This window comes from Plantactinospora sp. ZYX-F-223 (assembly GCF_039649625.1).
In the GTDB taxonomy this organism is placed as follows: Bacteria; Actinomycetota; Actinomycetes; order Mycobacteriales; family Micromonosporaceae; genus Plantactinospora.
On sequence record NZ_JBDJAV010000030.1, the window covers coordinates 48,366 to 73,390 of the forward strand.

Genomic DNA, 25,025 nt, shown 5'->3' on the forward strand with positions numbered 1-25,025 from the left:
GTCAGTCGACCGGCCAGGTGTGCACGGGCTCGTCGGTCCGCTGGAGTTCGCCGTACCGGCGCAGCATGTGGTGCAGGGCCTCGGACCGGTCCATCCCCCGGCCGCGTTGGGCCGCCTGCATCGCCTCCACCTGCCACACCGCGCCGTTGCGGCCGGTACGGCAGCGCTGCTCGATGATGCCGAGCAGCCGGTCCCGATGCTCCGCGCCGACCCCGAACCGGTCCAGCCCGGCGGCCGCCCTCGGCAGCAGTACGTCCAGCACCAGCTCGGTCACCTTCACCTCGCCGAGCCGGGGCCACGAGACGGCGGCGTCGATGCCCCGCCGCGCGGCCGCGTGGAAGTTCTCCTCGGCCGCGCTGAACGTCAGTTGGCTCCAGATCGGCCGGTCGCCCTCGGCCAGGTCCCGGGCCAGTCCGAAGTAGAAGGCGGCGTTCGCCAGCATGTCGACCACGGTCGGCCCGGCCGGGAGTACCCGGTTCTCCACCCGCAGGTGGGGACGGCCGTTCATGATGTCGTAGACCGGCCGGTTCCACCGGTAGACGGTGCCGTTGTGCAGCCGCAACTCGGGAAGGCGGGGAATGCCGCCGTTGTGCAGCACCTCGACCGGGTCCTCGTCGTCGCAGATCGGCAGCAGCGGCGGGAAGTAGCGGACGTTCTCCTCGAAGAGGTCGAAGATCGAGGTGATCCACCGCTCGCCGAACCAGACCCGGGGGCGTACGCCCTGGGCCTTGAGTTCGTCGGGCCGGGTGTCGGTGGCCTGCTCGAAGAGGGCGACCCGGGTCTCGGCCCAGAGCTGCCGGCCGTGCAGGAACGGAGAGTTGGCGCCGAGCGCGACCTGTACCCCGGCGATCGCCTGCGAGGCGTTCCAGTAGTCGGCGAAACTGTCCGGCGCCACCTGGAGGTGGAACTGGAGACTGGTGCAGGCGGCCTCGGAGACGATCGAGTCGGTATGCGTCTGCAACCGCTCGACGCCCCGGATGTCCAGCTCGATGTCCTCGCCCCGGGCAGCGACGATCTGGTCGTTGAGCACCTGGTAGCGCTCGTTGGTGGAGAGGTTGTCGCGGACCAGGTGCCGGGGGGTGAGCGTGGGCAGGATGCCGATCAGGATGATGGTGGCGTCGGACTTGACCGCCAGCTCCTCCGCCCGGCCGAGACTGGCCCGCAGATCCTGCTCGTAGTCGGCGAAGCCGGCTCCCTCGATCAGCCGGGGTCGGGCGTTGAGTTCGAGGTTGAACTGGCCCAGCTCGGTCTGGAAGCTCGGGTCGGCGAGGTTGTCCAGCACCTCCGCGTTGCGCATCGCCGGTTCGGCGTTCGCGTCCACCAGGTTCAGTTCGATCTCCAGGCCGGTGGTCGGCCGGTCGGCGTCGAAGCCGAAGTCGTCGAGCATGAGCGCGAAGACGTCCAGACACCGGCGTACCTTCTGCCGGTATCGGATCCGGTCCTCCCGGGTGAAGGGGACCTCTGACACGTCCTGGCCCATCGACCCTCCCGCCGCGAGCGCTGTCTGCGCAGTTCCGCAGGGCCTTGTCCAGCGGAGGCGCGTACGAATCCTTACCGTAGGAGCGCCGCGCACACGTGACGACAGCCACGGCGCCCGCCGGCCCAGCGTGAGCGAACAGCGGCGCTGCGTCCACCATCGCACACGAACGAGCTTCGTTTTCCATCGGGCGCATTACCCAACGAGGCGCCCCGGTCACCATCGCAGCGGTGACCGGGGCATCCTGGTGTCAATCCCGACGGTGTGGTCGGGCGGCGGGGGTCAGGCCTGGCGGATGGCCTCGCCCTCGATCTCAATCTTGATCTTCTTGCCGACCAGTACGCCGCCGGTCTCCAGCGCGACGTTCCAGGTCAGCCCGAACTCCTCGCGGTCGATCTCGGTGGTCGCGGTGAAGCCGAAGATGTCCTGGCCGAACGGGCTGCGGCCGGCGCCCTCGAACTCGACCTCCAGGTCGACCTGCTTGGTGACGCCCTTGATCGTGAGATCACCGGTGAGCACGAACTCGTTGCCGCTGTGCGACTTGACGCCGGTGCTGCGGAACTCCAGGGTCGGGTACTTCTCCGCCTCCAGGAAGTCGCCGCTGCGCAGGTGGTTGTCCCGGTCGTCGGCGCCGGTGTCGATGCTGCCGGCCTGGATGGTCGCGGTCACCGCGGACTCCAGCGGGTTCTCCGCGACGGTGATCGTCGCCTCCGCCTCGCGGAACTGGCCGCGGACCTTGCTCACCATCATGTGCCGGGCCACGAACCCGACGCGCTTGTGCGCCTGGTCGAGCAGGTAGGTGCCGGCGGTGGGGATCGTCAGCCCTTCCCACGTACGGGTGGTGGCGGACTCGGCGCTGCTGGTCATGATGTGCCTTCCCAGGAGATAGGTTGTGTGACCAATGACTGACCGAGCAACTATAGACACAGCAATATTCCCGGTGTCAACGACTGCTACGATGCCGGTGTGACCAAGAACCTGTACGACGACGCCCGGATCACGGCCGTGGGCCTGGTCATGGAGGTGTACGCCGGGCTCGCCGCCAGATTTGCCGCCCAGTTCGAGGAGCACGGGCTGTCGACGGTGGAGTTCGAGGTCCTGATGCGGCTGGCCCGCTCGCCCGAGCACCAACTCCGGATGACCGACCTCGCCGCGCAGACCTCGCTCTCCACCAGCGGCGTGACCCGGGTCGTCGACCGGATGGAACGGGACGGCCTGCTCTGCCGCCGCGCCTGCCCCTCCGACCGGCGCAGCGCGTACGCGGTGGTGACGGAGTCCGGCATGGCGCGACTCGTGGAGACGCTGCCCGGCCACATCGAGCTGATCCAGGACTGGTTCATCGGTCAGCTCGAACCGGCCAGGCTGGAGAGCCTGCTCGACTCGTTGCGGATCGTCCGGGACGCGGTCCATCCCGGCGCCACCGCCGGCAGCAGCAGCGCCAGCGCCGGAGCGACCACTGCCTGTTGATCTCCGCACACGGAGTGCCGACATTCGCCACGGATCCTGATTACCACCTCAGGACGGGATCCGGACACCCCGAAAGACCACCGGCAGAAAGACCGGCAGAAGTCACGCACATATCGCCATGTCACCCATCAATCAGAAAAAACGGGCGTCTGATGCTGGTTAATCTTCAGGCAGCCGGGGGGCTCTGGGGACGTGGCGCGGGCGGGGATCAGTGAGGGCTCTGTCGGGGGGCTGTCCCGCTCGCGCCACGGCCCCAAGGTGAGAGCCGACGCGCCCCAGGGTGAGAGCCGACGCCCGGAAGTGACAGCGGTGCCGACACCCCGAGGTGGCAGAGAAGCCGACGGGTCGGTCAGCTCTCGGCCCGGTCCTCGTCCGTGTCGGTCCGGTCCAGGTCCGCCGCACCGATCAGCGCCCGCTCCCGCGGCAGCAGGACGATCCCGCCCTCCCGGCACACCTGAGCAAGACGCTTGACCGCCGCGGTCCGGGCACCCGGATCGTCGGTACTCGCCACCAGGCCGACCAGTGCCTCGGCAACGTCCCGCAGGTCACGGGACCCTTCACAGGCCCGCACGGCCGCCGCGTACCACTCGGCCGCCCACTCCCGGTCGCCCCGCTGCATCGCCAGGCTCGCCTCGATCAGGGCGCAGATCCCGTCGTCCCGGGGAGGGATCTCGTCGGTCCGGGCACGCCCGGGCTCCAGCTCGACCGGGCCCGCGCCGTCGCCCACCTTCCGGGCACGCAACTCGGCGAGTACCGCCGTCGCCTCGTCGATCCGCCCGTCCTCGGCGAGCGCCAGGCCGACCGTGCCGAGCACCCGCCGGCGGTGCCCGGGGTCGCCGAGGTCGGCCAGCGCCGACACCGCCCGGCGACCGTGCCGGACCGCGTCCGGGTACCGGCCCTCCAGCCGGGCCACCTCGGCCAGGTTGGCCCGGGCCAGCACCCGGAGCCGCTCCTCGCCGCACTCTCCGGCGAGCCGGTCCACCGCCGCCAGCCGGCGCCGGGCGGCGGCGAGGTCGCCGACCCGGATCTCGTGCCAGGTCAGATTGTTCTGCGCCACCGCCATGTCCCGGATCCGGCCGGTACGGGTGGCCAGCTCCAGCGCCGCCTCGCCGTGCTGCCGCGCCTCGTCGTGGCCGCCGATCGCGGTCCACAGTCCACAGAGCACGTTCCGGGCCGCCAGCTCTCCCGGTACGTCGGACAGCCGTTGGAACGCCGCCACCGCCGCCTCGGCGGACGGCAGTTCCTGCGGCCCGGCACCGTGCTCCTGGGCGAGCTGTGCGACGCCGACCTGGGCCCAGGCCCGGGCCGCCGGATCGGCGTCACCGGTACGCGGGTCGTCCAGCAGCCGGCGCAGCCACTGCCGACCCGCCACGTCCCGCCCCCGGTACCGCCACCATCGGGCGAGGTTCCCGGCCAGCCGCAGCGCGGTGTGCGGATCGTCGTTCGCCGAGTACGCCAGTGCGGTCCACAGGTCGCCGGCCACCTCGTCGAGCCGGCCGACCGCCTCGACGAACCGGGCACCCGCCAGGTCCGGCGCGACCCGGGCGGCCAGCCCGGCGAAGACCGACGCGTGCCGTCGGCGGATCGCGGCGAGTTCGCCGTTGGCGGTGGCCCGTTCGGCGGCGAAGTCCCGCACCACGTCCAGTACCCGGAACCGGAGCGGTCCGGTGCCCCGGGCGCCGATCAGCCCGTGTGCCAGCAGCCGGTCCAGCGACCGGACGGGATCGACCGGTCCGGCCGGCTCGTCGCCGGCACTCCCGTCCCCGGGCGGCGCATCGCCATCGGTGAACCGCAGGTCGCCGGGCGGGCTCGCACCGTCGGCCGGGAACGGGTCGGGGGCGAGCATCGCCTCGGCCAGCTCCACCGACCAGCGGTTGCGCATTACCGAGAGGCGGCGCAGGGCGGCCCGCTCGTCGGCGTCGAGCAGCCGGTAGCTGGCCGCCACCGCGTCCCGCAGGGTCACCGCCGCCGCCCGGCCCACCGGTGCCGTGCCGAGGTCGAGCAGGCGGTTGCCGTACCGGTCGAGCAGCTCGTTGAGGTTGAGTACCCGGCCGTGCGCCGCGGCCAGTTCGATGGCCAGCGGCAGCCCGCCGAGCCGGCGTACCAGCTCGACCAGCGCGGCCACCTCGTCGGGTTGCGGTGGCTCGCGGCCGATCTGGCGCAGCCGGGCGAGCAGCAGCGCGACGGCCGGATAGCCGGCCACCACCGCGAGGTCGGCCGGTACGTCGGCGGGCGGCACCTCCAGCGGGGTGACCGGGCGGACCCGTTCCCCGGAGAGCCCGACCGGGTGCCGTCCGGTGGTCAGCACCCGCAGCGTCGGCGCGATCTCGGCGAGCCGGTCGAGCGCCTCGGCGGCCGCTCCGGGGGCGCGTTCGACGGCGTCCACCAGCAGCAGCGACGGCGCGTCCGAGAACCGGCCGGCGAGGTCACTGGCCCGGCCGACGCCGAAGACCGTGGCGACGACCGACAGCACGTCACCCTCGGTGGAACCCTCGATCATGACGATCCCGCTGGTACCACCGGGAAAGTCGTCGGCCACCTCCCGGGCGACCTTGAGGGCCAGCCCGGTCTTGCCGACTCCGGCAAGGCCGACCAGGCTGACCACCCCGCGCGCCACCCGGGGCTGCTCGGTCAGCATCGCGGCCAGGTCGGCCACATCCCGGTCCCGACCGATCAGCTCACCCGGATCCGGCAGCCCGAAGCCGCGCGTCGGCAGCCGCCGGGACGCCGCGGACGCGAGACCGCCCACCTCCGGCATCGGCCCGGCCTGGCCCCGGGCCAGCGCGACGAAGTCGGACCGGTCCTGCTCGGCCAGACCGAGCGCGGCGGCGAGCAGTTCCACGGTCGTCCGCTGTGGACGGGAGGCCCGGCCCCGTTCGAGGTCACGGACCGTACGGATCCCGACGGCGGCCCGTTCAGCGAGTTCGGCCTGGGTCAGTCCGGCCGCCCGCCGGCACCGGCGGAGCACCTCGGCAAAGCCACCCGGAACCCGGTCGGAGCCATGATCCGGAGTCATGGGCAGGAAGACTACGCAGCCCGGTAGGGGCTCGGCAGAGATACGTCGCGCTACCGACGGAAGAGGACATAGATATCCGACAGATCACCGATGACCGGTTCCGGCCGGTAACCAAGCCCTCACGGTTCGGCGGAAACCGGCACCGGAACGGGCGGAACCGGCGTACCGACCGGCAGGTCCCGGTCGCCGGAGAACCGCTGATGCAGCCGGCGCAGCGGGGTCGGCGCCCACCAGTTCCACTCGCCGAGCAGGCTCATCAACGCCGGCATCAGCAGCCCGCGGACCACCGTGACGTCGAGCAGTACGGCCACCGCCATGCCGAAGCCGATCTCCTTGACCGCGGTCAGGTCGCCGAGCAGGAAACCCAGGAAGACGATGGTGATGCAGACCGCCGCCGAGGTCACCACCGGACCGGTCCGGGTGATCCCGGCCAGCACCGCCCGCTGCCCGGCCCGGGTGCGGGCCGCCGGGGTACGCAGACCCGACCAGCGACGCCACTCCTCACGGATCCGGGCCAGCAGGAAGACCTCGTAGTCCATCGACAGTCCGAAGACGAAGACGAAGAGCAGGACCGGGGTGGTGAGGTCGATCGCCCCCCAGGACTCCACCCCGATCAGGGCGGCACCCACGCCCCACTGGAAGACCACCACCAGTACGCCGAGGGTGGCGAGCAGGGTCAGCACGTTCATCACCAGCGCCTTGACCGGGATGACCAGCGAGCCGGTGAGTACGAAGAGCAGCCCGGTGGTGACCAGCAGCAGCACGAGTACGGCGTACGGCAGCCGTTGCGTGACCGAGGACCGGTAGTCGACCAGCTCGGCGGCGGGCCCGCCGACCAGCAGCGGCAGTGGCTGGTCGAGGGCGCGCACCGCGCGTACCAGCTCACGGGACTCGGGGCCGCCGGTCGCGCCCCTCGGCGTCAGGTCGATCACCACCGCCGGGCCCGGCACGTCGGGGCGGGGCTGCATCCGGATCACCTGGGGCAGGGTGTTGAGCTGGTTCATCAGGTCCCGCACCTCGGCGCTGGCCGGATCCGCCTCGACGACGACGGTGACCGGAGCGGCCCGGCCCGCCTCGAAGTCGCGCAGCAGCACGTCGTGCACCTGCCGGGCCTCCATCGACCGGGGCAGCGCCCGGGCGTCGGAGTTGGCCAGGTTGGCGCCGGCCAGGAACGGTAGGGCGAGCAGCAGCAGGCCGGCGGAGACGCCGAACGCCACCGGGCCGGGCTTGCGCTGTGCGTGCCCGGCGAGCCGGCCGAGCAGGCCGGGGTCGGCGCCGGGCGTACCCGATCGGGGGGTGGTGGCGGGTCGGGCCGGGACGATCCGGCGGGCCGGGCTCGCGGCGCCGGCCAGGACCCGGCGCACCCAGGTCCGGGCGCCGGGGGCCGGGATGTGCCGGTGCGCGACGGCGAGCAGCGCCGGCAGCAGGGTCAGGCCGGCGAGGGTGGCCAGCGCCACCGCGAGCGCGCCGCCGAGCGCCATCGCGGCGAGCAGTGGTGAGGCGAAGGCGCAGAGGCCGACCATCGCGGCCGCGACCGCCAGGCCGGAGATCAGCACGGTACGGCCGGCGGTCGCCATCGTCCGGGCCAGCGCCTCGGCGGGATCGCCGCTCCCCGGCCCGTCGTCATTCCCCGGCCCGTCGCCGCTTCCCGGCCCGTCCTCGCTCCCCCGCCCGTCGCCGCGTTCCTCGCGGAACCGGGCGATCAGCAGCAGCGCGTAGTCCACGGTCAGGCCGATGCCGAGCAGCGTGACCACGTTGACGGTGAACTCGCCGACCCCGGTGACGGCGGTCAGGCCGTAGAGGCCGAGCAGGGTCACCGCGACGGCGGCGAGCGCGGCGAGCAGCGGAAGCACCCCGGCGAGCAGGCCGCCGAGGATCACCACCAGCGCCACCAGGAGTACGCCGAGCGCGATCGACTCACCGACGGCCGCGTCGTCGATCGCCTGCTCGGCGAAGGCCCGCTCGGCCAACTCCTCGCCGCCGACCAGCACCTGCGGCGCGTCGATGCCGCGCAGCAGGGCGGCCACCCGGTCCTCGGCCGCCTCCCGCTCGGCGGTCGGCAGCCCGTCGGCCAACTCGACCCGGACCAGGGTGCTGCGGTTGTCGGCGCCGATCCGGCCACCCGCCGCGCTGTAGAGGTCCTCGACCTCCCTGACCCCCGGTACGGCCTGCACCTCGGCGCGTACCCGGTTGACGCAGGCCACCAGTGCCGGGTCGTACGGGTCCCGGTCCCGGACGATCGCGACCACGATCGGGCCCTCGGGGAGGAGTTCGGCGACCCGGCGGTCGGCCCGCTGCGACTCGGCGTCCGGGCGGAGGTTGTCGGTGTCGACCAGCCGGTCGAAGACTTGCCCGCCGAGGGTGGCTCCGGCCAGCACCAGTCCCAGCCAGCCGACCAGTACCGGCCAGCGCCACCGCCACAGCGACCGTCCGAACGCAGCGAACATGCTTCGAACCTCCCCTGGAGCGACGCCCGCTCGTCGCCCTCGGCGCACATGCAAACACCCTGAGCAGCCAGGCGTCAGCCGCTATCCGGTCAGAACTGACTGTCCGGTGTGCCGGGTCGAGGCTCCGGTGTCCCGGGTCAAGGCCGGGAGCTGCGGCGATCAGGTAACGGATCAGCCGCGTTCGGTGGCGCGGCGGGCCCGCAGGCGTTCGGCGAGCGCGCCGAGTGCCGGAGCGGCGCTGGCCAGCTCGGCCCGCTGCTCGTCGCTGATCTCGGCCATGGCGTCGGCGAAGATCCGGGCCCAGGCGTCCTCGATCCGGGCCGAGCCGTGCGCCGCGTCCACGGTCGCGTGCAGCCGTACGGCCCGCCGGTCGTTCGGGTCGGGCTCGCGGCGTACCAGGTTGCGGGCCACCAGGGCGCGGACGGTCGCGCTGACGTTGCTGGCGTGCAGGCCGAGGTCGCGGGCGAGGGTGCTCACCGAGACGCCGGGGGCGTCGGCGACGTACCGGAGCACCTCCAGCTCGGACGGCGGCAATTGGCCCAGCCCGGCCGCGTCGACGCCCTGTAGCCGCATCACCCGGCTCAGTTGGTACAGAACCGGTACGAGTGTCCTCGCCTGCCGGAGCACCGTCTCGTCCGCCATGGTCACTCGTTTCACTTCACGAGGATAACGCTAGACATACTTATATAACTATAGTAACTTGCCGTGGTGACTTCCGCCCCCTCCCGGACCGACGAGTCCACCCCGCCCTCGCCGCCCGAGCCGCCCGCCGGTCCGCCCGCCCGGCCGCGCCGGCTGCTGCTCCCCGCCCTCGTGCTGCTGGCCTTCGTGCCGCCGATGGGCATCGACATGTACCTACCGGCCTTCCCCCGGATCGCCGACGAGTTCCGCACCGACCCCTCCGGAGTCCAGCTCACCCTCACCGCCTTCGTGATCGGGCTGGCCCTCGGTCAGCTCGTGCTCGGGCCGCTCTCCGACCGGTACGGTCGCCGGCTGCTGATCCTCGCCGGTACGGCGCTCTGCGCGGCCTCCGCCGCCGCCTGCGCCTTCGCACCCACCCTGGAGACGCTGACCGCGCTCCGGTTCGTGATGGGGTTCAGCGCGGCCGCCGGGGTGGTGGTCGGCCGGGCCGTCATCTCCGACACCGCCCAGGGGCCGGCCGCCGCCCGGATGTTCGGCATCCTGATGGCGCTCAGCGGCATCGCCCCGATCACCGCACCGCTGATCGGGGGTGTGGTGACCGGTGCCGCCGGCTGGCGCGCGGTGTGGTTCACCCTCGCGGCCGGACTGCTGCTCACCCTGCTCGTCACGCTGGTCGGCGTACCCGAGAGTCTGCCGCCGGACCGCCGGCACGCCGGCGGGCTCCGCGCCACCCTGGCCACCGCGCGCTCGTTGCTGACCGACCGGGTCTATCTCGGCTACACCTTCGCGTTCGGCTTCGGGTTCGCGGCCCTGTTCTGCTACATCGCCGCGTCACCCTTCTTCCTCCAGTACGTCCTGGGGCTCTCCGTCCGGCAGGCCGCCGTCGCCTTCGCCGCCGGTGCGTTGATCGCCACCCTGAGCAGCGCGGTCAACGCCCGGGTCGTCGGCCGGGGCGCCTCCCCGGGGGTACTGCTCCGGATCGGCCTGGCCACCATGCTGGCCACCACCGGCGGCCTGCTCGCCGTCACCCTCGCCGGTCAGCTCGACCGGACGGTGGCGGTCGCGCTGCTGCTCTTCTTCGTCGGACTGGGCATGATCATGGGGAATGCCACCGCGCTGGCGATCCAACGCGTACCGAAGGCGGCCGGCAGCGGATCGGCGGTGCTCGGCACCCTCCAGGGCGTACTCGCGGCGGTGGCGGCCCCGCTGATGGGGCTCGGTGGGCGGGACAACGCCGTAGCGCTGTTCCTGGGCATGACCGTCTGCGTCGCGGTCGCCTGCCTCGCGCTGCTGCTCACCCGATCCGCAGAGCGGCCCCCGAGCGACCGGCCGCCGGTCAGGACCGGTGCGCCCGACGGGTCGGTTGCCTGACACTGATGCCCTCGACCACCCTCGGCCCGCCGATGCCGCCGACCCGGCATTACCTTGCAGGCAATACAACGCCAGCGTTATAGTTGATCCGTGGGCTCCTGGGACATCAACCTGACCGCACAGGTCGAAGACTGGTTCCTCGAACTCGCCAAGGATGACCCCGACTGCGCCAACCAGGTCGCAGCGGCCATCGACATGCTCTCGGAAGTGGGACCCACACTGGGGCGCCCTTTGGTTGACCAGATCAAAGCATCACGACACCAGAACATGAAGGAACTGCGCCCGGGTTCCACCGGCAACTCCGAGATCCGCATCCTGTTCGCGTTCGATCCCGAGCGGTCGGCAATCCTGCTGATAGCGGGCGACAAGGCTGGGAAATGGAAAGAATGGTACAAGGAAAACGTTGCACTGGCTGATGAGGCGTACGACAACCACCTCGCCGAGCTGAAGGGACAGCATCATGGCGAATAGCTGGAAGGACGTTCGCGCCCGCGCCAACCTTGACGAGAAGCGGGTCGCCGAGCACAGAGACCGCCTGGTCGCCGAGGTCCGTGCTGCTCGGCTCGCGGACATCCGCAAGCGTCACGACCTGAGCCAGCAGCAGGTCGCCGACCGGATGGGCGTATCCCAGGCTCGTGTGTCCGCCATCGAGAAGGGCGAACTACCTGCCACCGAGGTCGGCACGATCGGCAAATACATTGCCGCCCTCGGTGGCCAGTTGACAATCGTGGCTGACTTTGGCGACGAGAAGTTGGTCCTCGGTTGACAAGGCCGTTAGGGGCCATCGAAGGTGCGCGGATCTTTGCCAACGGCTGAGGTTGCCGTTGATTGCGGCACGCGGCAGCCGGGGAGGTACTGGCAGGTCGATCCACGCGCTACATGATCCGGCGCCAGAGCCTTCACAGAACCTGGCGGGTCCGCATGGTATCCACGAACGACCGCCAGGCGGCCGGCGCGAAGGTCAGCACCGGACCGGCCGGGTCCTTGCTGTCCCGCACCCCGATCACCCCGGGCAAGTTCCCGGCCACCTCGACGCACTCACCACCGTGACCGTTGCTGCGGCTGCTCTTCCGCCACACCGCACCGCTCAGTTCCATGACTCCGCCACTTCCCGGATCATCTCGATCGACTGCTGATGGGACAGCGCCTCACTACGGATCGAGTCCCAGAGCTTCTGGATGGCTTTGACGTCCTCGGCACGCTCGATGAACCGCCCCTGGAGCTGGTCATCGAGATAGACGACGACGTCGTCGCCGTCCGGGAGGGTCGCGATCACAAAGGGGCCGTTGAGCCCAGCGTACGCGCCGGCACTGGTCGGAACGATCTGGATTCGCACCCGGGGCTGTTCGGCGCAGAGCTTGACGATGTGCCGGAGTTGGTCGCGCATCACCTCGGCGCCGCCGACCGGCTGGTGCAGCACCCGCTCGTCGATGACGGCGGTGAACAGCGGCGGATCCGGCCGGGTCAGGATCTCCTGCCGGGCAAGCCGCGCAGCCACCTGCTGCTCCACCTGGTCAGCGGTGAGCAGTCCACCGCTGGCCAGCAGTGCTCGGGCATATCCCTCGGTCTGCAACAGGCCAGGAATCACCGACAGTTGGAAGCAGCGAATGCCGGTCGCCTCCTGTTCGACCACGACCCAGTGCCGGAACCACGGCATGACCGGCCCGACACCGATCACTGCCTGGATGCGTTCGAGGAGGCCGCCGGTTTCCAGTACGTTGTCGCAGCGCTTGGCGAACTCGCGGGTCGGGCGGCGCTGACACAGCTCGATCTTGGCGATCAGCGCCGAGGAGAAGTTGATCCGCTGTGCCAGACCGTCCTGGGAGAGTCCGGCAATACCACGGAACCGGCGTAACTCGCCGGCGAACAGACCCAGTGTCGTCGGTTCGGCCACGGACAGGCTCCTTACCTGCGGATTGTGGACCCCGGACAACGGCTCGGGTCGCCCGGACAACACTTCCGAGAGTAGTGGCCCGGTCACGAGACTGGGGACCGGAAACGCGCCCATCGGCAGACCGGGACCTGACCCGGGTGGGCGTCCCGGACCGCCCCAGGGAGGTAACGCTCCGATGTGGTCACTGTTTCGGGGGCAACCCCAACCCGTCCGGTACTCCCCGCAGCACCGACGCGACTGGCGACGGCTCTGGTGGCGGCACTGTCGCTGCGGCGACCGCTGGCCGTGCCCGGACCGGTTCAACCCACCACCGCTCGTCCCGCCGTACCCGATGGCGCGGATCGGCGCGAACCTGCCGCCCCGGTTTCCGCGCAAGCGCCCGACGAACCGCGGCCCGACCTGGCGGCACCTGCCGTTGCGTCCACTCTGGATCTGCCGGGGATGCGGGCACCCGTGGCCGTGTGCCACCGCCCGACTGACGCTGCTCTCCGACTATCGGGAGGACCGGGTGGGGCTGCACGTCTATCTCGGCTCGGCGCTCTACGCCGCCACCGCCGACCTGCACCGGCTCAACCCGAATCCGGGACCGGACCCGGCGGCACTGCACGCCCGCTTTCTCGGCTGGGTCCGCCCTCGTCCCTGATCGGCTGGCCCCGCTCGATCCAACGAGCATTGTCAGCCCAGCACGGGAGAGCACTGTCAGCGGGGCGGAGGCAGCTCGATCGCGGTGAGGCCGCGCCGCCGGTAGACGTCGGGACGCTCGGTGAGCACCGAGCGGCCGGTCGGCCACTCGGCGTCCGGCCTCGCGACGACGACCGCGTGCGCGGCCCGCCAGTCGACGGTGCCGGCGACGAGCCGTCCGACCGCGGTCGCCGCCGAATAGCCGAGTTCGACGACCTCCATCGCCGGTAACGCCCCGACGTGCTCGCCGAGCGCCGGGCGGTCGGCCGAGGCGGCGGCCAGGCAGAGTGCGGGGACGTAGATGTGCCGCCCCGCCTCCTGGTGCGCCGCCGCGACCAACCCGGAGAGCAGCCGGTGGCCGGCGCCGAGCGCGAGCAGGGCGGTGTGGTCGAAGACGACCGCCGCGAGCGGGGTGGTCACGCCCTCGGCTCGTCGGAGCCGGCCGGGTCGAGAGTGGAGGGTACGGCTCCCGACTCGACGTCCCGCCAGAAGTCTTCACCGGCGCGGACGTCGTCGCCGTCGAGGTCGACACCGATCCGCGACCGCAGGTATCGGGCCGCACTGGCCGCGCGTTCCCGCAGCTCGGCTGCGGTGGGTGTGCCGTTGGACAGCTCGGCGACCAGGTCCCGCACGGTCATGCCCCGCTCCCGTGCGATCGTGGCGAGCCGGTCCCGGACCACCGCGTCCACCTTGATCGTCGTGTCCACGGCCGGAAGTATACCGACGGTATACCGGCGTCCGGAGCAGCTCACCGGCACGGCGGCCCCGATATCCGAATCTGCCATCCGTACGGATGACAACGATTACTCTCCGGAGTATGGCCCGCGGGTTGTTTGCACTCAGAGTAGCCGCCGCTCTCCTGGTGCTGCCGTCGGTGACAACGGCCGGTGCGCCCGGAGCTACGGTGGCGAGGACTCCGGCCCAGACCCGAGCGAGTACGCCGTCTCGGCCCTGTCCGGCGCCGAGCCCGCCGGTGGCCCGGCCGACCCGGCCAGCGCCGCCACCGCTCGACCCGGCGAAGGCGGCAGTCGGCGGCCCGGCCCTGGCGACCACCGGCCTGGTCATCCCGTCCGGCGCCGCCGAGCCACCCAAGGTCACCGCCACCTCGTGGCTGGTCGCCGACCTGGCCAGCGGCGCCGTGCTCGGCGGCTGCGGCCCACACGAGTACGGCGTGCCGGCGAGTGTGCAGAAGCTGCTGCTGGTGGCGGCGGTACTGCCACATCTCGACCCGCAGCGGGTCGTCGAGGTGACCGAGTCGGACCTCGACTTCGAGCCGGGCAGCTCGGCGGTGGGGCTGGTACGCGGCGGCCGGTACACGGTCGAGACGCTCTGGCTCGGCCTGATGCTCAACTCCGGCAACGACGCGGCGAACGTGCTGGCCCGGCTCGGCGGCGGTGCCGCTGGCCAGGCCGGCGGGGTCGCGGCGATGAACGCCGAGGCGGCCCGGCTCGGCGCGCACCAGACGCACGCCGCCACACCCTCCGGGCTGGACGGACCCGGCCAGTACACCAGCGCCTACGACCTGGCGCTGATCGCCCGCGCCTGCTTCGGGCACCCCGACTTCCGCCGGTACGCCGCGACGAAGATGGCGCAGGTGCCGGCCCAGGCGGCGAACAACACCAAGGGGTACCCGATCTGGAACGACAACCAGCTCCTGCACCGCTATCCCGGGGCGCTGGGCGGCAAGACCGGGTACACCGACCTGGCCCGGCACAGCTTCGTCGGGGCGGCCGAGCGGAACGGTCGTACCCTGCTGGTCACCCTGCTCGGCGCGGAGTCGCAGCCGCAGCGCGGCTGGGAGCAGGGCGCGGCGCTGCTCGACTGGGGATTCGGGCTGCCCGCCGACGCGACCGTCGGCCAGCTCGTCGCACCGGGTCGGGCCGACTCCGGCAACCAGGTCTCGTCACCGGCCGCCGGCGCGACCCAGGTGCGTCCCGACCGGGGCTTCCGCATCGACTGGCTGCTCGGCACGGTCGCCCCGGTGATCCTGGTCGGCACCCTGCTCGCGCTCCTGGTCCGGCAGCGGCGCCGGGCCGCCCGCCGACGGGCCGGACGGTGACCACATCTGCGAGATGCCCCGAAGCTGCCTCCCCGGCGACAGGCGTGAGCTAGATCATGCTTTAGGTTGACCTTAGGTCAGGGTGCATGCTCGTCGCGTCGGCACGCCACGACGGACGCCGATCCGGGCAGAGCAGATTCAGAGGAGCAACCATGTCCAGCACCCTTCCCGACCAGGACAAGAGCACCCTGGGGACCGTCGCGCACGGGGCCGTGTCGCTGATGGCCGCCACCGGCACGCCCACCGCAGCCCTCGACGCCGCAGGGGTGAACACCTCGGACAGCGGAGCCGTGCCAGCTGCTGCTGCCGGGCAGGATCGCCCGGAACTCCAGAAGGCCCTGGATGAGATCGTCGATTCCGGTCTCACCGGAATTACGCTTCGCGTGCACGATGAGCGGGGCGAGTGGGTCGGCAGCGCCGGGGTGAGCAAGCTGGGGGAGGCGACGAAACCGCCGACGAACGGGCACGTCCGGATCGGCAGCAACACCAAGACCTTCACCGCGACCCTGGTGCTGCAACTGGTGGCCGAGGGCAAGATCAGGCTGGACACCCCGGTCGCCGACTATCTGCCCGAGTTCGGGCTGGACCAGCGGATCACGGTGCGGATGCTGCTACAGCACACCAGCGGCGTGTTCAACTTCACCGGTGAGTACTACGAGGACGGAACGGTGGTGCCGGGGATCCCCGCTACCACCGCAGGCAAGGAGTGGGTGGACAACCGCTTCAAGACCTATCAGCCAGCGGATCTGGTGCGGCTGGCGTTGTCCAAGCCGGCACGGTTCGAGCCGGGGACGGACTGGAGCTATTCAAACACCAACTACGTGCTGGCCAGGCTGCTGATCGAGCAGGTCACCGGCCGCTCGGTCGCCGAGGAGATGCAGCGGCTGATCCTGGGGCCGCTCGGGCTGTCCGGCACCGTGGCACCGACCACCCAGACGGGAATCGCCGAGCCGCACGCCCACGCCTACTACCGGTACGAGGACGCCGGTGAGGAGAAGACGGTCGACGTCACCAGCCAGAATCCCTCCTGGATCTCCAGCGGTGGTGACATGATCTCGACCAGCCAGGACCTGCACACGTTCATCTCCGCGCTGGTGAGCGGCAAGCTCCTGCCGGCCCCGTTGCTGGCCGAGATGTGCACCCCGCACCCGACGCCCATTCCGGGCATGGGCTACGGACTGGGGTTGTTCGTGCAGGACACGCCCTGTGGCGGCACCGTCATCACCCACAACGGCGGCGCTGCCGGGCACGCCGCGCTGATGTTCAGCACGCCCGATGGCAGCAAGACCCTGACCGCCACGCTGAACTATGTGGACGACGCCGCATTGTCCCTGGCCGTGGCGTTCCAGCAGGCGACGCAGCGGCTCGTCGACGAGGTGTTCTGCGGCGGGCAGGCCGACCCGGCTCGGCCGACGGACTGAACACCCGTGACCCACGCGCTTTGAGGGCCGGCACCTTCCGGTCCTGTATCAGGTGGCACGCGAACGGGCGCCACGCCGAGTTCGGCGTGGCCCGTCCACACGCTCGGTGGAGGTGTGCGAATTGAACCTTTTTCAACCTGGACCGCGCGGCGCTTACGCACCGCGTCCGACCTTGCGGTCCGCCGGACCGCAAGGGGAGGTTGAAAAAGGTTCATTGGTGGTCCAGCCCGAGCACAAGGCAGGCTGAGCAGATGAGGAACGGAGTCACGATCGGGCAGGCAGCGGCATTTGCCGGCGTTACCGTGAAGACGGTGCGGCACTACCACAAGCTCGGCCTGGTCGAGGAGCCCGAACGCGACAGCTCCGGTTACCGACGGTACGGATCGGCCGACTTGTTGCGGCTGGTGCAGGTCCGCACGCTGGCCGCCACCGGGGTGCCGCTGGCCGAGATCGGGCCCCTGCTCGCCGCCGACGCCGCGCAGTTCGCCGCCGCACTCGCCGACGTCGAGCGGCAGCTCACCGAACGGATCAAGGAGTTGATCAGCCGGCGCGACACACTGCACCGGCTCGCCGACGGCAACCGGGCGCTGCTGCCCGAGCGCGCTGTGGCACTGCTGGAGCGGATGCCCGCCCTCGGCTTCAGCACGGACGAAGTGGCGGCCGCCCGGGAGGGCTTGGTGCTCGCCAGGGCCCTGGTTCCCGAAGGTTTCGACGACTACCTCACCCATGTCGAGCACGCCCTGCAAGACCCCCGGTTCGTCGCCTTGAGCAAGCGCGCCGCCGAATCCGCGGCCTGGGAACCGGACGACCCCCGCATCGCCGAACTCGCCACCGCCATGGCCGACCACTACCTCGCCAACCCCGCACAGCTGAAAATCGTGACCGGCCTGCAAGCCCGCACCGAGACCGCGACCCGGTACAACCTGATCGCCCACCACGGCGAGGAACAGGCACCGGGCGCGGCCCGGCTGGCCGCGCTCGTCGAAACCAAGCTCCGTGCCGCCGGCGTCCATATCCCCAGACCGGACTCCCACTGACCGCGCCGTGCTCCGGTCCTTCGCGAGAGGCGGCTCAGTTACTCCTTGGCCGGACGAACGGGTTCGCCCCCGGAGACGAGACCTCCAGGGCCCGGCCGGCCGGGATAGGCTCCTGACCGTCAGAAACGGTTGATCGAGGAGGCGGGATGGGCCGGTACGCCGCGCTCCTGCGGGGCGTCAACCTCGGCTCGCACAACCGGATCGGCATGGCCGACCTGCGCCGGATCGTCACCGACCTCGGCCACGACGACGTGAAGACCTACCTGCAGAGTGGCAACGTGGTCTTCGGAGCCGGGAACGGCGCCGATCCGGAACGGCTGGCCGGCGACCTCCGGCGAGCCCTCGCCGACCAGTTGACCATCGACGTGGCGGTCATGGTCCGCTCCGGCCCGGAGTTGGCGGAGCTGACCGCCGGCAACCCGTACGCGCCCGCCCAGCCGGACGAGGTCAAGCTGCTGGTGGCGTTCCTGGCGCAGCCGCCGGAGGCCGACCGGGTGGCCGAGCTGTCCGTGCCGGGCGCCGAGGCCGCCGGGTTCGCCTTCGCCGGTACCGGCCGTGACCTCTACCTGCACTACCCGGACGGGTACGGCCGCAGCAGGTTCAGCAACGCCTACCTGGAGAAGCGACTCGGCGTCGCCTCGACCACCCGGAACTGGAAGACCGTCAAGGCCCTGGCCGAGCTGACCGCGACCGACTGAGCTGAGTCGGGTGAGGTTGCCGCGACCCGGCAGGTCGGCAGGTGCCCGGAGTTGACCGGCCGGCCGAACGAGCCGTGAGCCGGCCGGCCGGAGCATTCCGGGTTACAGCCCCAGGTCGCGGGCGATGATCATGCGCTGCACCTCGGAGGTGCCCTCGCCGATCTCCAGGATCTTCGAGTCCCGCCAGAACCGGGCCACGGCGAACTCGTTCATGAAGCCGTACCCGCCGTGGATCTGGGTCGCCTCCCGGGCGTTGTCCACCGCGCACTCGCTGGCGTGCAGCTTGGCGATCGCCGCGTGCCGCTTGAAGTCCTCGCCGGCCAGCATCCGGGCCGCCGCGTCGTAGTACGCCAGCCGGGAGGTGTGCGCCCGCCGCTCCATGTCAGCGATCTTGAACTGGATGGCCTGGAAGTTGGCGATCGGCCGACCGAAGGCGTGCCGCTCCTTGGCGTACCGGATGGACTCGTCGACGCAGCCCTGGGCGAGGCCGACCGCCAGCGCGGCGATCGCGATCCGCCCCTCGTCGAGGATCCGCAGGAACTGGGCGAAGCCCCGGCCGCGCTGGCCGAGCAGGTTCTCCGCCGGCACCCGGCAGTCGTCGAAGGTCAGCTCGTGGGTGTCCGAGGCGCACCAGCCCACCTTGGAATAGCCCGGCGCGACGGTGAAGCCCGGCGTACCGGAGGGCACGATGATGGTGGAGAGCTCCTTGGAGCCGTCCGGGTTGGTGCCGGTGACAGCGGTGACCGTGACCAGGGTGGTGATCTCGGTACCCGAGTTCGTGATGAACGCCTTCGAGCCGTTGATCACCCACTCGTCGCCGTCCAGAACCGCCCGGGTCGCCGTGCCGCCCGCGTCGGAGCCGAAGCCCGGCTCGGTCAGCCCGAACCCGGCCAGCGCCTCGCCGGTGACCAGCTTCGGCAGCCAGCGGGCGCGCTGCTCGTCGGTGCCGAACCGGTAGATCGGCATCGCGCCGAGCGAGACCGCCGCCTCCAGCGTGATCGCCACGCTGGAGTCGACCCTGGCGAGTTCCTCCAGGGCGAGGCAGAGCGCGAAGTAGTCGCCGCCCATCCCGCCGTGCTCCTCCGGGAACGGCAGGCCGAACAGCCCCATCTTGCCCATCTGCGCGACGATCTCGTACGGGAAGGTGTGCCGCTCGTAGTGGTCGGCGATGGCCGGCGCGACGACCTCGTGGGCGAAGGACCGCACACTCGATCGCAGCGCCTCGTACTCCTCGCTGAGCCGGAAGTCCATGGGTTCCTCCATCGGGTCGGGTCCGCCGGGAACGCTCGTGGCGCGACGGGCGGGGCCGCGGGTGGCGAGCCGGGCGTTCCGATCTCCGCAACGGTCGGAGCGCCGGGCCGGTTCCTAGACAGGCGTGACGCCGTGCCGGCGCCGGGAGAAGGTGCGGTCCTTTCCTCGGGCGGCGGCGAACCGCCGGACCAGCTCGGTTCGCAGGTCGGCCGGTTCGACGATCGCGTCCACGACCAGCTCGCTGGCCAGCCGGACGATGTCGATGTCCTGCTCGTAGGCGGTACGCCGCTCGGCGACGAAGGCCGCCCGCTCGTCCGGGTCCTCGATCGCGGCGATCTTGTTGGCGTAGACCGCGTTCACCGCCGCCTCGGCGCCCATCACCGCGATCTTCGCGGTGGGCAGCGCGATCGTCGCGTCCGGCTCGAAGCCGGGGCCGGCCATGGCGTAGAGCCCGGCACCGTACGCCTTGCGGACCACCACGCAGATCTTCGGTACGGTCGCCTCGCTGATCGCCGTGATCATCTTGGCGCCGTGCCGGATGATGCCCTGCTTCTCCACCGCCGTGCCGACCATGAAACCGGGCACGTCGGAGAGGAAGAGCAGCGGCACGTTGAACGCGTCGCAGAGCTGCACGAACCGGGTCGCCTTGTCGGCCGAGTCGACGAAGAGCACCCCGCCCTTGAACATCGAGTTGTTCGCCACCACACCGACGGCCTGGCCGTCGAGCCGGCCGAAGCCGATCGTCAGCTCCTTGGCCCAGAGCGCCTGGATCTCCAGGAAGGAGTCGGCGTCGAGCAGGCCCTTGACGTACCGGCGCATGTCGAACGCCTGCCGCTCACTCGCCGGTACCAGCGCGGCCAGGTCGACCTTGTCCGGGGCGGCGACGGCGGGCGCGGCCGGCGGCGACTGCGTCCAGTTCGCCGGCAGGTAGGAGAGGTAGCGGCGGACCACGTCGAGCGCGTCCGCCTCGGTCTTGCAGAGGAAGTGCCCGACACCGGATTCGGCGCAGTGCACCCGGGCCCCGCCCATCTCCTCCAGTGTGGTCTTCTCCCCGGTGACCATCTCGACCATCCGGTCGGAGCCGAGATACATGCTGGCGTTGCCGTCCACCATCGCCACCACGTCGCAGAACGCCGGGATGTACGCCCCGCCGGCCGCGCTCGGCCCGAACAGCGCGCAGACCTGCGGAATCGAGCCGGAGGCGCGGACCTGGTTCCAGAAGATCTTTCCGGCGCCGCGCCGGCCGGGGAAGAGGTCCACCTGGTCGGTGATCCGGGCACCGGCCGAGTCGACCAGATAGACCATCGGCTGGCCGTTGGCGTACGCCCGCTCGATGATCCGGATGATCTTCTCGACCGTACGGGCACCCCAGCTCCCGGCCTTGACCGTGGAGTCGTTGGCCATCAGGCAGACGGGCCGGCCGTCGATGCTGGCCTGGCCGGTGACCACGCCGTCGGCGGGTAGCCCGTCGGCGAGCGCGTTCGCGTAGAGCCCGTCCTCGACGAACGATCCCTCGTCGACCAGCAGCGCGATCCGTTCCCGGGCGAAGAGCTTGCCCTTGGCCGCGTTGGCGGCGTGGTATTTCTCCGCACCGCCGGCCCGGACCCGCTTGCCGAGTTGTTCCAGCGCCGCATCGTCGAGCGTCACGCCGACCCCCCTCGTCGCACCGGGACTCGCGGTCCCACCCCAACCGACCTGAACGATCGTTAGGCTACTGCATCCGAGCCGCTCCGGGCCACTCGACCGCTGTCATAACGAACGACCACGTATCTGGACAGGATGGTGTAATTGACATTTGTCTATACTAGGCTGCTGGCACCCCCTCCCATCGACCACCGGATCGGAGAGTGAGCCATGACCTCACGCATCAGCCGGCTACTGGTCGCGTTCGTCGCAACGACGGGTGCCACCCTCGGCATCACGCTGGCCAACCCCTCGCCCGCGTCCGCCGCCATGACCATCTGCTACAACACCAGCCAGGCGCCGAGCTACGTCAGCATCGCGAACCAGGCCGCCTCGATCTGGAACAACGCCACGTCGAACCTGACCCTCTCGGCCAACTGCGGCTCCAACCTGCGGATCTACCAGATCACCGGCGGTGGCTCGTACGCGGTGCGGACCAGCCTCGGCAACGGCCGGGTCTACATCGACACCCAGCAGGCGCAGCAGTACAGCCCGCTGCGGATCATGAGCCACGAGATCGGGCACATCCTCGGGCTGCCGGACAACTACAACGGCAACTGCGCGCTGCTGATGTCGGGTGGCAGTGCCGGCACGAGCTGCACCAACCCGTACCCGAGCAGCGCGGAGGCCAGCCGGGTCACCCAGCTCTTCGCCGGTACCCGGGTCGGGCCGGAGCGCGCCGACGACGTCGGCGGCCAGGTCTTCCCGGACAGTTGGCCGGCGACGATGCTCGCCCCGATCGGCTGACCCGCCGGCCGAGAAGCGGACGTACCACGAAGGGGCCGGCGAACCGCCGGCCCCTTCCGGCGGGCCGGGTCAGTCGAAGGTGACCGACTGCCCGGGCGGGATCCGGGCGTACTCCGTCTCGGCCTTCTGCGCGAACCAGCGGTCCACGATCGGCGCCCCGCGCTCGCTGACCACCGCGTCGTGGATCGAGTACGCCCGCCGGGGCTTGACCGCCCGGACGAAGTCGAGCGACTCGGCGACCTTCAACCATGGCGCGCTGGTCGGCACCAGCAGCGTCGCCACCGGCAGGTCCGGTACGAAGAACGCGTCGCCGGGGTGGTAGAGCCCGCCACCCGTCGTCCCGACGTCGACCACGAAGCCGAGGTTCGGAATTCCCGGCAGCCCCTGGTAGATCTCGGCGTGGTCCCGACCGACCGCCCGCACCCGGAACCCGCCCGCGTCGAACTCGTCGCCGGAGGCGACCGGCACCACCGCCGGACCGAGATCGGCCAGTTGCCCGGCCACGTCGGCGTGGGTGTAGATCCGCAACGCCGGGTTGGTGGCCACCGCCGCACTGATCCGCTCGGTGTCCAGATGGTCCGGGTGCTCATGCGTGACCAGCACGTGGTCGACGGAGTCCAGCGCCTCGGCCTCGGTCCACATGCCCGGATCGATCACCAGCGACCGCCCGTCCGCCTCCAGGCGTACGCAGGCGTGGGTGTACTTGATCAACCGCATTTGCCGAGCTTATCCCGGTTTGTCGGTGCTTACGGCCGTTACGCCGCCAGTCTGCTGCGCGGGCCGGCCCGGAGCACCCCGGACGGCAACTCCCGGCCGACGAGCTGCTCGGCGTAGGCCGCCGCCTCCAGCAGGGCGTCCAGGTCGACACCGGTCTCGATGCCCATGTCGTGCAGCATGTGCACCACCTCCTCGGTGGCCACGTTCCCGCTCGCCCCCGGGGCGTACGGGCAGCCGCCGAGCCCGCCGACGCTGGCGTCGTACTCGGTGACGCCGAGTTCGAGCGCGGTCAGCAGGTTCGCCAGCGCCGTACCCCGGGTGTTGTGGAAGTGCAGCAGCACCGGGATGTCGGGCTGCCGGTTCCGGACCGCGGTGAGGAGTTCCCGGACCCGGCGCGGGGTCGCCATCCCGGTGGTGTCGCCAAAGGCCACCCGGTCCGCCCCGTCGGCCACCACCCGGTCGACGATGCCGGCCACCCGGGCCGGGTCGACGTCCCCCTCGTACGGGCAGCCGAAGCTGGTCGCCACGATCACCTCGGCGGTCGCCCCCGCCTCGTGCAACAGCGAGATCAGCCCGGCGATGTCGTCCAGCGACTCGGCGGTGGAACGGTTGACATTGCGCCGGTTGTGGGTGTCGCTGGCCGAGACCACCACCTCGATCTCGGTGAACCCGGCGGCCAGGGCCCGCTGGGCGCCCTTCGAGTTCGGCACCAGCGCCGAATAGCGCACCTGCGGTGTCCTCGTCGCCCGCGCCCACACCTCGTCGGCGTCGGCCATCTGCGGGATCGCCTTCGGGTGCACGAAGGAGACCGCCTCGATCCGGCGTACGCCGGTGGTGCCGAGCAGGTCCAGCAGGCGTACCTTGCCGTCGGACGGGACCGGGTCCTCGTTCTGCAGGCCGTCGCGCGGTCCGACCTCCCGGATCGAGACCGCGCCCGGCAGGTCGTTCGTCATGCCGCCACCTCGTTCCGCCCGCCCACGTTTTCCGCTCCCATCCGGCCGGTCACTTCTTCGCCCGCATCCGGCCGACGATGCCGGTGTCGTAGTCACCGCCGAGAAACTCGGCGTTGTCGAACAGCTCGGCGAAGAACGGCAGGTTGCACTTCGGCCCGGCGATCTCGAAGCCGGTCACCGCCGTACGGGCCCGGTCGATCGCCTCGGCCCGGTCGGCGCCGTACACGATCAGTTTCGCCATCAGCGAGTCGTAGAACGGGGTGACGGTGGTGCCGAGGGCGTATCCGGAGTCGACCCGGACCCCCTCGCCGGTCGGCTCCGTCCACGCGGTCACCGCACCCGGGCCAGGCAGGAACCGCAACGGGTCCTCGGCGTTGACCCGCAGCTCGATGGCGTGCCCGCGCGGGGCGAGCGCGTCCGGGTCGAAGCTCGGGGCCAGCCCGGCGGCCACCCGGAGTTGCTCCTCGACCAGGTCGACGCCGTAGACCAGCTCGGTCACCGGGTGCTCCACCTGGAGCCGGGTGTTCATCTCCAGGAAGAAGAACTCATCGGAGTCGGGGCCGGCACCCGGCAGGTCCCGGTGGCGCGGGACCAGCAGGCACTCCACGGTGCCGGCGTTGCGGTAGCCGACCGCCTCGCCGGCCCGGACCGCCGCCGCCAGCAGCCGCTCCCGCAGCTCTGCGGAGACGGCCGGCGAGGGCGACTCCTCGACCACCTTCTGGTTGCGCCGCTGCACCGAGCACTCCCGCTCGCCGAGCGCCACCACCCGGCCGTCGGCCAGGCCGAGGATCTGCACCTCGACGTGCCGCACCCGGGGGAAGTACCGCTCGATCAGCACCGAGCCGTCCCCGAACATCCGCTCGGCGAACGCGCGCACCTTGTCGTACTCGGTGCGCAGGCTGGCCTCGTCGGCGGCGACCGCCATGCCCATCCCGCCGCCCCCGGCGGCGGCCTTGACCATGACCGGGAAGCCGATCTCCCCGGCGGCGGCGAGCGCGGCCTCGACCGTGCCGGCCGGGTCGGTGGTGCCGGGTGCCACCGGGACGCCCGCGGCGGCCATCAGGTTACGAGCATTGATCTTGTCGCCCATCGCGGTGATCGCGTCGGCGCCGGGCCCGACCCAGACCAGGCCGTTCGCCTCGACGGTACGGGCGAAGTCCGCGTTCTCCGACAGGAAGCCGTACCCGGGGTGGATCGCCTGCGCACCGGTCGACTTGGCGGCGGCGAGGATGACCTCGGCGTTCCGGTAGCTCTGCGCCGGGTTGGGCGGGCCGACGCAGACCGCCTCGTCGGCCTCGCGGACGAACGGCAGGTCGGCATCTGCCTCGGAGTAGACCGCGACAGTCCGTACGCCGAGTCGCCGGGCGGTCCGCATGATCCGGCGGGCAATCTCGCCACGGTTCGCGACGAGCAGGGACTCGATCATGATCGTGTTCTACCTCTCCGTACTCGAAGCGGCCGCAC

24 protein-coding genes are annotated in these 25,025 nt (G+C 71.2%); 10 read left to right on the plus strand and 14 right to left on the minus strand.

What is annotated here, in order from left to right:
- Window position 1: 1 nt before the first annotated feature.
- Entirely contained in the window at window positions 2-1,480 is a 1,479-nt protein-coding gene (locus AAH979_RS27695; protein ID WP_346261058.1) for a glutamate-cysteine ligase family protein, read from the minus strand.
- A gap of 279 nt (window positions 1,481-1,759) precedes the next feature.
- Window positions 1,760-2,344, minus strand: coding sequence for a YceI family protein (locus AAH979_RS27700; RefSeq protein WP_346261059.1), 585 nt, complete (start codon window positions 2,342-2,344; stop codon window positions 1,760-1,762).
- A gap of 99 nt (window positions 2,345-2,443) precedes the next feature.
- Between AAH979_RS27700 and AAH979_RS27705 the strand changes: the two genes are divergently transcribed.
- Window positions 2,444-2,944, plus strand: a complete 501-nt coding sequence (locus AAH979_RS27705) for a MarR family transcriptional regulator (protein WP_346261060.1) — start codon at window positions 2,444-2,446, stop codon at window positions 2,942-2,944.
- A 349-nt stretch (window positions 2,945-3,293) separates the two neighbouring features.
- Here the strand turns inward: AAH979_RS27705 and AAH979_RS27710 are convergent, their stop codons facing one another.
- The 3 genes from AAH979_RS27710 to AAH979_RS27720 all read right to left on the minus strand — a co-directional run bounded on the left by AAH979_RS27710 (window position 3,294) and on the right by AAH979_RS27720 (window position 9,064).
- On the minus strand, window positions 3,294-5,960 hold the full coding sequence (locus AAH979_RS27710; protein WP_346261061.1) for a helix-turn-helix domain-containing protein: 2,667 nt from the start codon (window positions 5,958-5,960) through the stop codon (window positions 3,294-3,296).
- 119 nt (window positions 5,961-6,079) lie between these two features.
- Entirely contained in the window at window positions 6,080-8,407 is a 2,328-nt protein-coding gene (locus tag AAH979_RS27715; RefSeq protein WP_346261062.1) for an MMPL family transporter, read from the minus strand.
- Window positions 8,408-8,578: 171 nt separating this feature from the next.
- Window positions 8,579-9,064 (minus strand): MarR family transcriptional regulator, encoded by a 486-nt coding sequence (locus AAH979_RS27720; protein ID WP_346261063.1) that lies wholly within the window; start codon window positions 9,062-9,064, stop codon window positions 8,579-8,581.
- Between the two features lie 51 nt (window positions 9,065-9,115).
- On the opposite strand from AAH979_RS27720, the gene AAH979_RS27725 reads away from it, so the two are divergent.
- From AAH979_RS27725 to AAH979_RS27735, 3 genes are all read left to right on the plus strand, one after another.
- A complete protein-coding gene (locus AAH979_RS27725) occupies window positions 9,116-10,420 on the plus strand; it encodes a multidrug effflux MFS transporter (RefSeq protein ID WP_346261064.1) in 1,305 nt (434 codons plus the stop codon).
- 90 nt (window positions 10,421-10,510) lie between these two features.
- Window positions 10,511-10,891 (plus strand): type II toxin-antitoxin system RelE/ParE family toxin, encoded by a 381-nt coding sequence (locus AAH979_RS27730; RefSeq protein ID WP_346261065.1) that lies wholly within the window; start codon window positions 10,511-10,513, stop codon window positions 10,889-10,891.
- Window positions 10,881-11,186, plus strand: coding sequence for a helix-turn-helix transcriptional regulator (locus AAH979_RS27735; RefSeq protein WP_346261066.1), 306 nt, complete (start codon window positions 10,881-10,883; stop codon window positions 11,184-11,186). The genes AAH979_RS27730 and AAH979_RS27735 overlap by 11 nt, the downstream gene beginning before the upstream one ends.
- A gap of 133 nt (window positions 11,187-11,319) precedes the next feature.
- Here AAH979_RS27735 and AAH979_RS27740 read toward each other — a convergent pair whose 3' ends face one another.
- Both AAH979_RS27740 and AAH979_RS27745 read right to left on the minus strand, forming a co-directional pair.
- Complete coding sequence (locus AAH979_RS27740; protein WP_346261067.1) at window positions 11,320-11,517, minus strand: DUF397 domain-containing protein; 198 nt, start codon at window positions 11,515-11,517, stop codon at window positions 11,320-11,322.
- Entirely contained in the window at window positions 11,508-12,314 is an 807-nt protein-coding gene (locus AAH979_RS27745; RefSeq protein ID WP_346261068.1) for a helix-turn-helix transcriptional regulator, read from the minus strand. Before AAH979_RS27745 ends, AAH979_RS27740 begins: the two co-directional genes overlap by 10 nt.
- A gap of 175 nt (window positions 12,315-12,489) precedes the next feature.
- On the opposite strand from AAH979_RS27745, the gene AAH979_RS27750 reads away from it, so the two are divergent.
- On the plus strand, window positions 12,490-12,957 hold the full coding sequence (locus AAH979_RS27750; protein ID WP_346261069.1) for a hypothetical protein: 468 nt from the start codon (window positions 12,490-12,492) through the stop codon (window positions 12,955-12,957).
- Window positions 12,958-13,013: 56 nt separating this feature from the next.
- Here AAH979_RS27750 and AAH979_RS27755 read toward each other — a convergent pair whose 3' ends face one another.
- The gene (locus AAH979_RS27755) at window positions 13,014-13,415 is read right to left on the minus strand and encodes a hypothetical protein (RefSeq protein WP_346261070.1); all 402 of its coding nucleotides are present in this window, start codon (window positions 13,413-13,415) and stop codon (window positions 13,014-13,016) included.
- Window positions 13,412-13,702, minus strand: coding sequence for a hypothetical protein (locus AAH979_RS27760; RefSeq protein WP_346261071.1), 291 nt, complete (start codon window positions 13,700-13,702; stop codon window positions 13,412-13,414). The genes AAH979_RS27755 and AAH979_RS27760 overlap by 4 nt, the downstream gene beginning before the upstream one ends.
- 110 nt (window positions 13,703-13,812) lie before the next feature.
- Between AAH979_RS27760 and AAH979_RS27765 the strand changes: the two genes are divergently transcribed.
- The 4 genes from AAH979_RS27765 (at window position 13,813) to AAH979_RS27780 (ending at window position 18,210) form a co-directional block, all read left to right on the plus strand.
- Window positions 13,813-15,054 carry a serine hydrolase gene (locus AAH979_RS27765; RefSeq protein WP_346261072.1) on the plus strand — a complete coding sequence of 414 codons (1,242 nt, stop codon included), beginning with the start codon at window positions 13,813-13,815 and terminating at the stop codon, window positions 15,052-15,054.
- 152 nt (window positions 15,055-15,206) lie between these two features.
- The gene (locus AAH979_RS27770; protein ID WP_346261073.1) at window positions 15,207-16,475 is read left to right on the plus strand and encodes a serine hydrolase domain-containing protein; all 1,269 of its coding nucleotides are present in this window, start codon (window positions 15,207-15,209) and stop codon (window positions 16,473-16,475) included.
- 251 nt (window positions 16,476-16,726) lie between these two features.
- Entirely contained in the window at window positions 16,727-17,512 is a 786-nt protein-coding gene (locus AAH979_RS27775; protein WP_346261074.1) for a MerR family transcriptional regulator, read from the plus strand.
- A 146-nt stretch (window positions 17,513-17,658) separates the two neighbouring features.
- Window positions 17,659-18,210 carry a DUF1697 domain-containing protein gene (locus AAH979_RS27780; RefSeq protein ID WP_346261075.1) on the plus strand — a complete coding sequence of 184 codons (552 nt, stop codon included), beginning with the start codon at window positions 17,659-17,661 and terminating at the stop codon, window positions 18,208-18,210.
- 102 nt (window positions 18,211-18,312) lie between these two features.
- On the opposite strand, the gene AAH979_RS27785 is transcribed toward AAH979_RS27780, so the two are convergent.
- Entirely contained in the window at window positions 18,313-19,461 is a 1,149-nt protein-coding gene (locus tag AAH979_RS27785; protein WP_346261076.1) for an acyl-CoA dehydrogenase family protein, read from the minus strand.
- 114 nt (window positions 19,462-19,575) lie between these two features.
- Entirely contained in the window at window positions 19,576-21,108 is a 1,533-nt protein-coding gene (locus tag AAH979_RS27790) for an acyl-CoA carboxylase subunit beta (protein WP_346261077.1), read from the minus strand.
- Between the two features lie 207 nt (window positions 21,109-21,315).
- Between AAH979_RS27790 and AAH979_RS27795 the strand changes: the two genes are divergently transcribed.
- Complete coding sequence (locus AAH979_RS27795; RefSeq protein ID WP_346261078.1) at window positions 21,316-21,891, plus strand: snapalysin family zinc-dependent metalloprotease; 576 nt, start codon at window positions 21,316-21,318, stop codon at window positions 21,889-21,891.
- A 69-nt stretch (window positions 21,892-21,960) separates the two neighbouring features.
- Here AAH979_RS27795 and AAH979_RS27800 read toward each other — a convergent pair whose 3' ends face one another.
- From AAH979_RS27800 to AAH979_RS27810, 3 genes are all read right to left on the minus strand, one after another.
- A complete protein-coding gene (locus AAH979_RS27800) occupies window positions 21,961-22,608 on the minus strand; it encodes an MBL fold metallo-hydrolase (protein ID WP_346261079.1) in 648 nt (215 codons plus the stop codon).
- A gap of 38 nt (window positions 22,609-22,646) precedes the next feature.
- Window positions 22,647-23,549, minus strand: a complete 903-nt coding sequence (locus AAH979_RS27805) for a hydroxymethylglutaryl-CoA lyase (RefSeq protein WP_346261113.1) — start codon at window positions 23,547-23,549, stop codon at window positions 22,647-22,649.
- A gap of 61 nt (window positions 23,550-23,610) precedes the next feature.
- Window positions 23,611-24,987 (minus strand): biotin carboxylase N-terminal domain-containing protein, encoded by a 1,377-nt coding sequence (locus AAH979_RS27810; protein WP_346261080.1) that lies wholly within the window; start codon window positions 24,985-24,987, stop codon window positions 23,611-23,613.
- Window positions 24,988-25,025 lie beyond the last annotated feature (38 nt).